Source organism: Micromonospora sp. CPCC 205539, from assembly GCF_036906815.1.
Lineage (GTDB): Bacteria > Actinomycetota > Actinomycetes > Mycobacteriales > Micromonosporaceae > Micromonospora.
On record NZ_JBAKHW010000004.1, the window covers coordinates 1 to 12,406 of the forward strand.

Here is a 12,406-nt window from a genome sequence, read left to right on the forward strand (position 1 = left end):
GGGCGTCGGGCGGGGGCTGGGGGCGTGCGGGCGGGGCAGGGGGCGTCGGGCGAGGGCTGGGGGTGGGGGTCGGTCAGGGGACGGGGACGTCTCGGGTTCGGAAGGTGCTGAGGGCCAGGGCGATCAGGGCCGCTGCCAGGGCGGTCAGGGCGGCCAGCGGCGTCGCGGTCCAGGTGGGGCTGAGGACCTGCGGGGTGTGGGTGAACGGGGAGAGGTCCAGCGCCCACTGGTTCAGCTCGAGCACCGCGCCGAGCTGACCGAGCAGCAGGCAGCCGGCGAGCACCGCCCAGGCGCCCGCGGAGAACCGGGGCAGCCAGCCGACCAGCAGCGCCGCCAACCCGGCCAGCACCCAGGCGGCCGGCACCTGCGCCAGGCCGGCACCGAGCAGCCGGGGCAGCTCACCGCCGACGTCGCCCACGCTGAGGCCGTAGGCCAGCCCGGTGGCGAGCCCCGCCACGGCCAGCACGACCACCGGGCCGAGCAGCGCGAAGAACAGGTGCGCCGCCAGCCAGTGGGTCCGGCTCACCGCTGCGGCGAGCAGCGGCTCGGCCCGCCCGGCGGCCTCCTCGGCCCGCGCCCGCAGCGCGGCCTGGATGCCGTAGCCGGCGGCGGCCAGCGCGGTCAGGCTCAACGTCCCCCCGAGGTACGCCTCGGCGAGCGCGGAGCTGCCGCCGAGCCGGGAGAGGATCTCGGCGATCTGCTGGTTGCCCTCCACCGCTTCGCCAGCGGCGTCCGCCGCACCGCCGAGCACCAGACCGAGCAGCCCGAAGCCGACGGTCCAGCCGAGCAGTTGGCCCCGGTGCAGCCGCCACGCCAGGCCGAACGGGCCGGTGAGCCCCGCGCCGGCGGTGGCCGGCCCGAGCCGGGGTGGGAACACACCGGCGCCGAGGTCCCGGCGCACCGAGACGGGGTACGCGACGAGCGCGATCACCACGCTGAGCAGCACCGGCAGCAGCAGCACCCACCAGCGTTCGTCGGCGAAGGCCCGACCACGGGCCGCCCAGCCGAGCGGCGAGAGCCAGCTCAGCCACTCCGCACTCCCACCGGTGCCGCCGGAGCCGCCCGCGTCGCCGCCCAGCCGCAGTACGAAGGCCAGCCCGAGCGCGCCCAGACCGATCCCACGCGCGCCACCCGCGCTCTCGGTGAGCTGCGCGGCCAGGCCGCCGACCGTGGCGAAGACGATGCCGGTGAGCGCCACCCCGGCGCCGAAGAGCACCGAGCCCGCGCCGGGCAGGCCAGCGGCGACCAGGCCGCCGGCCGTGAGGAGGCCAACCAGCAGATCGGCGGCGTACGTGACCAGCAGCGCGGCGGTCAGCCCGGCGTACCGGCCGAGCACGGTGGCACCCAGCAGCTCCCGCCGCCCGGCCTCCTCCTCGGTGCGGGTGTGCCGGATCACGGTGAGCACGCTGACCAGCGCGACGATCACCGCGAGCAGGCCCGCCCGCTGGACGGCGAGCGCGCCCACGCTGGAGCCGTAGACCGGGCCGAGCAGGGCGACGATCGAGGGGTTGCTCGCCGTGCCGGCCAGGTAGGCGGCCCGCTCGGCGTCGGTCGGGTACAGCTCGGCGTACGTGCCCGCGTAGCTGGCCGGCAGCACTGCGAGCAGCAGGATCCAGATCGGCAGCACGATCCGGTCGCGGCGCAGGATCAGCCGCGTCAGGTGCCAGGTGCCGGTGAACGCGCTCATGCCGGCACCTCGGCCTGGTAGTGCCGCAGGAACAGCTCCTCCAGCGTCGGCGGCTGGCTGATCAGGCTGCGTACGCCGATCTCGGTGAGTCGGCGCAGCGCGGCGTCCAGCGCGGCGTTGTCCACGTCGAAGCGCACCCGCGCGCCCTCGACCCGCAGGTCGTGCACGCCCGCCAGTTGGCCCAGCCCGTCCGTCGGACCGGTCAGCTCGGCCTCGATGGAGGTCCGGCGCAGGTGCCGCAGCTCGGTCAGGGTGCCGGTCTCGACGTCCCGACCGTTGCGGATGATCGTCACCCGGTCGCAGAGCGCTTCCACCTCGGCCAGGATGTGGCTGGAGAGCAGCACGGTGCGGCCGTCGGCCTTGGCCCGGCGTACCCACTGCTGGAACACCTCCTCCATGAGCGGGTCCAGGCCGGAGGTGGGCTCGTCCAGGATGAGCAGCTCGACGTCGGACGCAAGCGCGGCGACCAGGCCGACCTTCTGCCGGTTGCCCTTGGAGTACGCCCGCCCCTTCTTGCGGGGGTCCAGCTCGAAGGAGTCGAGCAGCTCGGCCCGACGGGCCGGGTCGAGGCCGCCACGCATCCGACCGAGCAGGTCGATGACCTCGCCGCCGGAGAGGTTGGGCCAGAGCGTCACGTCGCCCGGCACGTACGCCAGCCGGCGGTGCAGGGCCACGGCGTCGCGCCAGGGGTCGCCACCGAGGAGGCGAACCGTCCCCGCGTCCGTCCGGAGGAGCCCGAGCAGCGCACGGATGGTGGTCGACTTCCCGGAGCCGTTCGGGCCGAGGAAGCCGTGCACCTCACCGGCACGGACGGTCAGGTTCAGACCGTCGAGCGCCCGGGTCCGGCCGAAGGTCTTGACCAGGCCGGACACCTCAATGGGAGTTTCCATGTATCGGAAGCTACACTCGTTTCACAAAGTTGTGAAGACTGTGAGATCCGGGGCACCATCGGGGCCCACGAGCACGCAGGAGGGACCACCACGATGGCAGCCGCCGACAGCCACGACCCGGTGCATCTCTTCGTCGAGCGGATGGCGTTGACCTTCGCCGAGGTCGGATTTCCGCGGATGGCCGCCCGGGTGCTGTTCACCGTGATGAGCGCGGACGACCCGTTGACCGCCGCCGAGATCGGCGAGCGGCTCGGGGTGAGCGCGGCGGCGGTCAGCGGCGCGGTCCGCTACCTCACCCAGTTCGGCATGCTGATCCGCGAGCCGGTCCCCCGGTCCCGGCGGGACCGCTACCGGATGCCGACCAACCCCTGGTACGAGGCGACCATCACCAAGACCGCGCTCTACAAGACGTTCATCGACGTGGCCGACGGCGGGGTGGCCGCCCTCAACGGACCCGAGACACCGGCCGGCGAACGGGTGGCCGAGATGCGTGACTTCTTCATCTTCGTCCAGGAGGAGATCGACGCGCTGGGCCAGCGCTGGCGGGAACGGCGGGCCGCCACCGGCCACGCCCGCCTCGGCGAGGCCTGAGCGTCAGCCGGAGTTGCCCCAACGAGCCTGCTCAAGGAGCTGCACCGCCCGGTCCCGAGCCTCCGGATCGTCGGAGCGCAGCAGAGTGGTGGCCTCGTCGACGGCATCGGTGAGCCGCCGCCACTGCGTGTCGCGCTCCCGGACCAGGTCCGACTGGGCGGCCAACTGCCGGGTCTTCACCCACAGCTCCACGAAGACCGACACCTTGGCCCGCAGCACCCACGGGTCGAACGGCTTCGTCAGGTAATCCACCGCGCCCACCTGGTAGCCCCGGAGGGCGAGCTGGGCGTCCCGGTCGGCGGCGGTGAGGAAGATGATCGGCAGGTGCCGGGTGCGTTCCCGGCGCTTGATGTGACTGGCCGTCTCAAAGCCGTCCATGTCCGGCATCTGCGCGTCCAGCAGGATCACCGCGAAGTCGTCCACCAGCAGTTGCTTGAGGGCAGCCTCGCCGCTCTCCACCGCCACCGACTGGACCGGCAGGCCCTGGAGGATCGCCTCCAGGGCCATCAGGTTCTCGCGCCGGTCGTCCACGAGCAGCGCCTTGGCCAACTGGGTCACGAAGTCTCCTCGGTCCGGCTGCCGCTGATCCAGGACGACATCAGCTCGATCAGATCGTCCAGGTCGACCGGCTTGGTGATGTAGTCGCTGCCCCCGGCCGCGAGCGCCGACTCACGGTCACCCGGCATCGCCTTCGCGGTCAGGAAGACGACCGGCAGGTCGGCGAACCGGTGGTTGCGACGAATCTGGCGGGTGGTCTCGTACCCGTCCTGGTCCGGCATCATGGCGTCCATCAGCACGATGTCCACCTCCGGGTGCTCGGCCAGCAGGCGGACACCGTCCGCCCCGTTGTCCGAGTACAGCACGGTCATCCCGTGCAACTCCAACGCGCTGGTGAGGGCGAAGACGTTGCGCACGTCGTCGTCCACGATCAGCACGGTGGAACCGTCCAGCTGGCGGGTGGCCGGCGCTTCCGGCCGTTCCGGCAGCAGCTCCAGCGGCGGCATCAGCAGCGACGACGGCAGGCCGGCGCGCTGCGGGGACGGCGGCTGAGGCGCGACCACCGCGTCCGGGGCCAGCACGTGCGGCACGAACAGGGTGAAGGTCGACCCCTGCCCGGGTGCCGACGACACGGTGATCGTGCCGCCGATCAGCCGGGCCAGGTCACGACTGATCGACAGGCCCAGGCCGGTGCCACCGTAGCGACGGCTGGTGGTGCCGTCCGCCTGCTGGAACGCCTCGAAGATGATCGAGAGCTTGTCGTCGGAGATGCCGATTCCCGTGTCGATCACCGTGAAGGCGATCACCTGCTGGGCGTTGGTCAACGCCGGCACGTCGAAGACCACGTTCTCCGCCGCCGGGGCGATCCGCAGCGTCACCGCACCGTTGTCGGTGAACTTCACCGCGTTGGAGAGCAGGTTGCGCAGGATCTGCTGCAGCCGCTGCGCGTCGGTGACCAGCGCGGCCGGCAGATCCTTGCTCACCCGTACCTGGAAGTCCAGGCTCTTCTCCTCGGCCTGCGGCGCGAACGCCTGCTCGACGTAGCCGCGGATCTCCGCGAACCGGATCTCGGTCGGCTCGACGTCCATCCGACCAGCCTCGATCTTGGACAGGTCGAGGATGTCGTCGATCAGCGAGAGCAGATCCGAGCCCGCGCTGTGGATGGTCTTGGCGAACTCGATCTGCTTCGGGTTGAGGTTCTGCTCCGAGTTCTCGGCCAGCAGGCGGGCCAGCAGCAGCAACGAGTTCAGCGGCGTACGCAGCTCGTGGCTCATGTTGGCCAGGAACTCCGACTTGTACGCCGAAGCCCGGGTGAGCTGCTGCGCCTTCTCCTCCAGGCCGAGCCGGGCCAGCTCGATCTCCCGGTTCTTCGTCTCGATGTTGCCCTTCTGCTCGGAGAGCAGCGTGGCCTTCTCCTCCAGCTCGGCGTTGGTGCGCTGCAACTCCGCCGACTGCTCCTGGAGCTCGTGCGCCAGCCGCTGCGACTGGGCCAGCAGCTCCTCCGTACGCCGGTTGGCCTGGATGGTGTTGACCGCGATGCCGATGGTGAGCACCAGCCGCTCCAGGAACGACAGGTGCAGCTCGGAGAAGGAGACCACGCTGGCGAACTCGATCACCCCGAGCAGCTCCCCCTCGAACAGCACGGGGAGCACCACCAGATCGGACGGTGGTGTCTCGGCCAGGCCGGAGCGCAGGGTCAGCCGGCTGTTCGGGGAGGCGCTGACCCGGATCGTCCGGCGGGAGAGCGCGGTCTGGCCGACCAGCCCCTCACCCGGCCCGAAGGTGACGTCGTGCCCCCGCGCCACGTACCCGTAGGAGGAGGTCAGCCTCAGCCGCATGCTGCCGTCGGTGTCGTCGGCCAGGAAGAAGGCGCCGAGCTGGGCGTCCACCAGCGGAGTCACCTCCGTCATGATCATGCGGCAGACCTCGACCAGGTCCCGCTGGCCCTGCAACAGGCCGCCGATCCGGGCCAGGTTCGAATCCAGCCAGCCCTGTTCGGCGTTCTTCTTGGTCGTCTCCCGGAGGGTGACGATCATCTGGTTGATGTTGTCCTTGAGCTCGGCGACCTCGCCCTGGGCCTTGACCGCGATCCGCTGGGTCAGGTCGCCCCGGGTCACCGACGTGGACACCTGGGCGATGGCCCGCAGCTGGGTGGTGAGGGTCGAGGCGAGCTGGTTGACGTTCTCGGTGAGGTCCCGCCAGGTGCCGGAGACGCCCTTGACCTGCGCCTGGCCACCGAGCTTGCCCTCGATGCCGACCTCGCGGGCCACCCGGGTCACCTCGTCGGCGAACGACGAGAGCTGGTCCACCATCGTGTTGACCGTGGACTTCAGCTCCAGGATCTCGCCCTGCGCGTCCACCGTGATCTTCTGCGACAGGTCACCCTTGGCCACCGCCGTGGTGACCGAGGCGATGTTCCGGACCTGGCTGGTCAGGTTCGACGCCATCGAGTTCACGTTGTCGGTCAGGTCCCGCCACGTACCGCTGACGCCCTTGACCTGGGCCTGACCGCCGAGCTTGCCCTCGGTGCCCACCTCGCGCGCGACGCGCGTCACCTCGTCGGCGAACGACGAGAGCTGATCCACCATCGTGTTGACCGTGGACTTCAGCTCCAGGATCTCGCCCCGGGCGTCCACCGTGATCTTCTGCGACAGGTCACCCTTCGCCACCGCCGTGGAGACCTGTGCGATGTTCCGCACCTGGGCAGTCAGGTTCGACGCCATCGAGTTCACGTTGTCGGTCAGGTCCCGCCAGGTGCCGGCGACGCCGCGGACCTGGGCCTGACCGCCGAGCTTGCCCTCGGTGCCCACCTCGCGCGCGACGCGCGTCACCTCGTCGGCGAACGACGACAGCTGATCCACCATCGTGTTGACCGTGGACTTCAGCTCCAGGATCTCGCCCCGGGCGTCCACCGTGATCTTTTGCGACAGGTCACCCTTCGCCACCGCCGTCGTAACCGAGGCGATGTTGCGGACCTGGCTGGTCAGGTTCGACGCCATCGAGTTCACGTTGTCGGTCAGGTCCCGCCACGTACCGCTGACGCCCTTGACCTGCGCCTGACCACCCAGGTTGCCCTCGGTGCCCACCTCGCGCGCGACGCGCGTCACCTCGTCGGCGAACGACGACAACTGGTCGACCATGGTGTTGACGGTGTTCTTCAGCTCCAGGATCTCGCCCTGTGCGTCGACCGTGATCTTCTGCGACAGGTCACCGCGCGCCACCGCCGTGGACACCTGGGAGATGTTGCGGACCTGGCTGGTCAGGTTGCCGGCCAACTGGTTGACGTTCTCGGTGAGGTCGCGCCAGGTGCCGGAGACGCCACGGACCTGGGCCTGACCGCCCAACTTGCCCTCGATGCCCACCTCACGGGCCACGCGGGTCACCTCGTCGGCGAACGACGACAACTGGTCCACCATCGTGTTGACGGTGTCCTTCAGCTCCAGGATCTCGCCCTGCGCCGCCACGGTGATCTTCTGCGACAGGTCACCGCGGGCCACCGCCGTGGAGACCTGGGCGATGTTGCGGACCTGGGCGGTCAGGTTCGACGCCATCGAGTTGACGCTGTCGGTCAGGTCCTTCCAGGTGCCGGCCACGTTCGGCACCTCGGCCTGGCCGCCGAGCTTGCCCTCGGTGCCCACCTCGCGGGCCACCCGGGTCACCTGCTCCGCGAAGAGCCGCAGCGTGTCGGTGAGGTAGTTGATGGTGTGCGCCAGCTCGGCGACCTCACCCTTGGCCGAGACGGTGATCTTCTGCGACAGGTCGCCCTTGGCCACCGCCGTGGACACCTGGGAGATCGACCGCACCTGGTAGGTGAGGTTCGACGCCATGGTGTTCACCGAGTCGGTGAGGTCCTTCCAGGTGCCGGCGACGCCCCGGACGTCAGCCTGGCCGCCGAGCTTGCCCTCGGTGCCCACCTCGCGGGCCACCCGGGTCACCTCGTTGGAGAACGACGAGAGCTGGTCGACCATCGTGTTCACGGTGCGCCCGATGCGCAGGTACTCACCGCGCAGCGGCCGGCCGTCGATCTCCAGCGCCATGTGCTGGGAGAGATCACCGTCGGCGACCGCCACGATCACCCGGGCGATCTCGGTGGTCGGGCGGCCCAGGTCGTCGATCAGCGAGTTGATCGCCCGCTGCCCCTCCGCCCAGGAGCCGTCCAGCCCTTCGTCGTCCAGCCGCTCGGTGAGCCGGCCGTCCCGACCGACGATCCGGCTGATCCGCCGCAGGTCGAGGTACTGCCGCTCCTGGCTCGACACCACCTCGTTGAAGGCGTCCGCCACCTCACCGGCCCGGCCCGCCCGTCGGGGCAGCCGGACCTTCAGGTCGCCGCGGCGGACCTGTCGCAGCGCCTCGATCAGCTCACCGAGGAGCGCCTCGTGGTCGGGCGCGGACGGATCCGCGACCGCCTGCTTCGCCGTGGTCATCATTCCTCGCTCAACTCGGGGGCGCCGGCCCGTACGGACACGCCGGCCACCCCATATTGTGCCCGCGCGCGCCGCAGTGCCAGGGTGCGCGACCCGCCAGCGGCCCGACCGACACAACCGATCCGCTCGATGCGGCCGATCCGACACGCCGGGTCGGACACCTCGCCCCGAGCCCGTACGCGCCCGGTGGGCGCACCGGACTCGTCGGGGATCGTCGCCCCCCTGCTCCACCACAGGGTGCCCTTTCCCCCCGGCGGGGCGGTCGGCTTGGCACCTGGTGGGGCGACGGTGGAGGATACGAGGGTGTCAGCCGAGGCGGGGCCCGCGACGGCCGGAGCCCGGAACGGGGCTGCCCGGCGTGTCCGGCTGCCCGCCGACCGCCGTACGCCCGCCGCCGCCCGCGCGGTGGTCCGTTCGGTGTTGACCGAGGCGCACCTGGACGAGTTGGTCAACGAGGCGTTGCTGCTCACCACCGAGTTGACCACCAACGCCGTCGAGCACGCCCGCACCGAACTGGACATCGAGGTGGTCGCGGACGAGTTCGGGCTGTCCGTGACCGTCTCCGACTTCGCTCCCGGCTCGGGCGACGAGCTGACCGTCGGCACCCGCAACGACGCCACCGAGATCAACGAGGTCTCCGAGCGGGGTCGAGGGCTGCTGCTGGTCGACCACTTCGCCAGCCGCTGGGGCACCACGTACCTGCCCACCGGCAAGGGCGTCTGGTTCCGGCTGGACCGCCCCGGCACCGACCCATCCGACGGCGAGGCCCTCGGCGACTCGACACCGGCCAGCAACGGCACCGGGGCGGCCGTCGACAACTCCGCGCCGAGCGCCGGCGCGATGAGCGAACTCATGCAAACCAGCCCCGACGTGTACGCGGACGATCCGCTGCCCGACTTCGCCACCAACCTGCTGAGCCGGGTCGCCGAGATGGTGGGCGCGGCCGGCGGCACGATCCGACTGGACCGGGGCGACGGGCAGGGCCGCCAGGTGCTGGCCCGCTTCGGCCGGCCGGCCCGCCCCGGCGGCGAGCTGCTCCGGGTGCCGTTGACGGTGCACCGCCCGTACGCCGGGGAGCTCGAGCTGGACGCCGCGCCGTCGGCGTACGCCCGACCGCTGGCGGTGCTCACCGCCGAACGGCTGTCGCTGCACCTGGAGAACGACCGGCTTCGCCGGGTCGACGTCCGCCGACAGGTCTGGCTGACCTTCCTGGCCGAGGCGAGCGAGCTGCTGGCCCAGTCACTGGACGTCGAGCTGACGATGGCGCTGATCCCGCAACTGGTGGTGCCCCGGCTGGGCCAGTGGTGCGCGGTGCACACCGCCGACGAATGGGGCCGGCTCAAGCTGGCGGCGGCCAGCCACGCCGACGAGTCGATGCTGCCGCAGCTGCACAAGGTGCTGGCGGAGACCGGCCCGGACTCGATCCAGGCCCGGCTGCGTGAGGCGTCCCGCAGTGCGGCGCAGATCCCGCTCGGCGGGCCGATGGAGGGGTTCGCGGTCCCGCTGATCGCCCGAGGGCAGCGGCTCGGCACCCTGGCGGTGGGGCGGCATCAGCGGCACCGGCACGACCCGGACGAGGTGGCCGTACTGGAGGACGTGGCCCGCCGGGCCGCGCTGGCCATCGAGAACGCCCGGATCCACGCCGAACGCCGCCGGGTGGCCCAGACGCTCCAACAGTCCCTGCTGCCTCCGGTGCTGCCGGTGGTGGACGGGATCGGCTTCGCCGCCGAGTACGTCCCGACCGGGGACGACGCGGAGGTGGGCGGCGATTTCTACGACGTGGTGCCGCTACCCGACGGGCGTTGGCTGGTGGTGATCGGGGACGTTTCGGGCAAGGGCGTCCAGGCTGCCGCCGTCACCGGCCTCGTACGGGACGTGATCCGGGTGCTGGTCGGCGATGGCAAGCCGTTGCCGGAGGCGCTGGCCCGGCTGAACGAGACGCTGGTCGAGCGGGGCGGTGGCCGGTACTGCACGTTGGCCCTGGCGGCGGTCGGGCCGGGCGACGGTGACCACCTGGATGTCTCGCTGCACCTGGCCGGGCACGACCGACCGGTGCTGCTGGCCGGCGCGGGCGGTGCCGGGTTCGTCGGCATCGGAGGCACGGCGCTGGGCCTGCTCGACACGATCACCTCGCCGACGGCGCAGATCACGCTCGCCCCGGGTGACTCCCTGATCTTCTACACCGACGGGGTCACCGAGCGGCGGCGCGGCCGGGAGCTGTTCGGCACCGACCGGCTGCGCGACGCGGCCGCGCCACTGGCCGGCTACTCGGCCGACGTGGTGGCCGCCCGGCTGCGTGCCGCCGCGATCAACTTCTCGGTCGAACCGCCCCGGGACGACATCGCCGTCCTGGTGCTCCGCAACGACGCGACCTGACCGCCGCACACGGGCCACCTGATCTCGATGGACGCCTTAGATTGACGCTCATGTCGAGCGTCGCGCAGATTGCGCCGTCCTCCCGACCGGTCGTCCGGGCGCTGATCGTCGGGCAACTGGTGGCCATCGGTGCGTTCCTCACCGTGCTGCTGCTCTACCTGGGCCGGATGGCGACCGCCGGCGTCGGCCCGGCCGAGATGCTGACCGGCGCGTACGACCCCAAGGACCTGATCCCGTCCGGCGTGGACGCGTTCTACTGGGTCTACGGCGTGGTGTCGCTGCTCTACCTGGTGGGCGCACTGGTCGGGCCGCCGCTGGCGCTCGTCGCGGTGGCGCTGCTCGCCCGGGAGCGCGACACCCTCCCCCGGTCGACCCGGACGCTCCTGCTGGCCGGCGCGGTGGGCACGGTGCTGGTGCTGGTCGCACGGCTTACCCCACCACTTCTGGACATGCACCGGTGGTGGCTCGACTGATCGACCGGCGGCAGCCCGGCGGACTGACCGACCGGCGGCAGCCTGCCTGGCGCGGTCACAGGCCGCCGGGAAGGCGCCCGGGGGCGAGTCGGTGCTGCGGGTCGAGATGCTCCTTCGCGGCCCTCAACTGGGCCAGACCGGCCAGCTCACCCCAGAGGTCGACGGCCTGCCGGACCGGCGCGGGAGCGGAGACCACCACGCAGCGGCCTTGCCGAGCCAGCAGCACCCCCCGGACGGCGGCCAGGATGGACGCCACCCGGTCGGGGGCCAGCGCGCCTGGCAGCGCCGCGTGCACCACGCCCAGCCCGGCCGAGCCCCGCACCGGCACCGGGGCACCGGCCGCGTCCCGCAGCGCGTAGACGGCGGCGTGCAGGTCGCTGATCGGCACCTCCAGGCGCAGCGCCGTGTCGCCGGGCGCGAACGGATAGCGGCGCCACCACTGTGGCGCGGAGTCGGTCACCATGGCCTCCCCGTGCAGCAGGCCGACCAGGCGCTCGGCGCGCTCCGTGACGTCGGCCGGGCCGCCCTCGAGCAGCACCACCAGGCTGCCCGCTCGCGACGGAGCGCTGGCCCGCCCGGCCATCGACGGGTGGCGCTCCCGCGCGGTGGCGGCCGGGTGCCCCGGCGGGTATGGAGTGCGCGGCCGCGGCGTGCCGCCCGGGAGGTCCAACTCGATGGCGGCCGGCTCCAGCCGGGCGGCGAGGATCGTCTGGATCAGCTCGTGCACCTCCAGCGGCGTCCACACTGGCCGGGAGATCCACAGCCGGCTGGCCGGCACCGGTTGCACCCGCAGGCTGGCCGAGACCAGCACGCCGAGCGCGCCCTGCGAGCCGCAGAGCAGTCGGGCCAGGTCGAGCCCGGGTGCGCCGCCGCCCGCGCTGACCAACTCGCCGTCGGCGCCCAGGTAGCGAACGCCGAGGAGTTGGTCGCACGGGCTGCCGTGGCGGTGCCGCAACGGGCCGGACTCACCGGCGGCGAGCACCCCGCCCAGGGTCGCCCCGGGAGACGGCGCGTCCATCGCCAGCCGTTGCCCGGTGCGCTCCAGAGTGGCCTGCACGGCCCGCACCGGCGTGCCGGCGCCAACCTCGACCACCGAGGCGCCGACCGGCTCGTGGCCGATGCCGGCCAGCCGGCCGGTGTCGAGCAGGATGTCGACCTGCGCTGGCGTGGCGCCCCAGTCGATCTTCGTGCCGGCGCCCCGGGGCACCACCGCCAGGTCGTTCGCTGCGGCCAAACGCAGCACCTCGGCTGCGGCACGCGGGCTGCCCGGCACCGCCACCCAGCGTGCCGACCGGCCGGCCACCTCGTCGGCCGGCCCGGCGAGGCGGGCGAACGGCGGACCGCAGATCGCCGTCAACCGCCGGGTGATCTCGAGGGCTCCGGACCGGCCGAGGTAACGCGCTGCTGCCGCCATGGCGGTTATCGTACATGTGTTCGAACGATGTGGCGGCGCAGATCGGGATGACG

8 protein-coding genes are annotated in these 12,406 nt (G+C 72.1%); 3 read left to right on the forward strand and 5 right to left on the reverse strand.

Annotated elements, in window-relative coordinates; all coding sequences use genetic code 11:
- Window positions 1-73 precede the first annotated feature (73 nt).
- Both V6V47_RS04275 and V6V47_RS04280 read right to left on the reverse strand, forming a co-directional pair.
- Entirely contained in the window at window positions 74-1,687 is a 1,614-nt protein-coding gene (locus tag V6V47_RS04275) for an ABC transporter permease (RefSeq protein WP_334626639.1), read from the reverse strand.
- Window positions 1,684-2,577 carry an ABC transporter ATP-binding protein gene (locus tag V6V47_RS04280; RefSeq protein WP_334626640.1) on the reverse strand — a complete coding sequence of 298 codons (894 nt, stop codon included), beginning with the start codon at window positions 2,575-2,577 and terminating at the stop codon, window positions 1,684-1,686. The genes V6V47_RS04275 and V6V47_RS04280 overlap by 4 nt, the downstream gene beginning before the upstream one ends.
- Before the next feature lie 93 nt (window positions 2,578-2,670).
- Between V6V47_RS04280 and V6V47_RS04285 the strand changes: the two genes are divergently transcribed.
- Window positions 2,671-3,168: a GbsR/MarR family transcriptional regulator gene (locus tag V6V47_RS04285; protein WP_334626641.1), complete on the forward strand. Its 498-nt coding sequence runs from the start codon at window positions 2,671-2,673 to the stop codon at window positions 3,166-3,168.
- A gap of 3 nt (window positions 3,169-3,171) precedes the next feature.
- Here V6V47_RS04285 and V6V47_RS04290 read toward each other — a convergent pair whose 3' ends face one another.
- Both V6V47_RS04290 and V6V47_RS04295 read right to left on the reverse strand, forming a co-directional pair.
- Window positions 3,172-3,726, reverse strand: a complete 555-nt coding sequence (locus V6V47_RS04290) for a response regulator (RefSeq protein WP_334626642.1) — start codon at window positions 3,724-3,726, stop codon at window positions 3,172-3,174.
- Window positions 3,723-8,090 carry a HAMP domain-containing protein gene (locus V6V47_RS04295; RefSeq protein WP_334626643.1) on the reverse strand — a complete coding sequence of 1,456 codons (4,368 nt, stop codon included), beginning with the start codon at window positions 8,088-8,090 and terminating at the stop codon, window positions 3,723-3,725. Before V6V47_RS04295 ends, V6V47_RS04290 begins: the two co-directional genes overlap by 4 nt.
- A 303-nt stretch (window positions 8,091-8,393) precedes the next feature.
- Here V6V47_RS04295 and V6V47_RS04300 point away from each other — a divergent pair, with 303 nt between their 5' ends.
- Both V6V47_RS04300 and V6V47_RS04305 read left to right on the forward strand, forming a co-directional pair.
- Complete coding sequence (locus tag V6V47_RS04300) at window positions 8,394-10,466, forward strand: SpoIIE family protein phosphatase (RefSeq protein WP_334626644.1); 2,073 nt, start codon at window positions 8,394-8,396, stop codon at window positions 10,464-10,466.
- 50 nt (window positions 10,467-10,516) lie between these two features.
- Window positions 10,517-10,939 (forward strand): hypothetical protein, encoded by a 423-nt coding sequence (locus tag V6V47_RS04305; protein WP_334626645.1) that lies wholly within the window; start codon window positions 10,517-10,519, stop codon window positions 10,937-10,939.
- Window positions 10,940-10,994: 55 nt separating this feature from the next.
- On the opposite strand, the gene V6V47_RS04310 is transcribed toward V6V47_RS04305, so the two are convergent.
- Window positions 10,995-12,353, reverse strand: a complete 1,359-nt coding sequence (locus V6V47_RS04310) for an FAD-binding oxidoreductase (protein ID WP_334626646.1) — start codon at window positions 12,351-12,353, stop codon at window positions 10,995-10,997.
- Window positions 12,354-12,406: the final 53 nt, after the last annotated feature.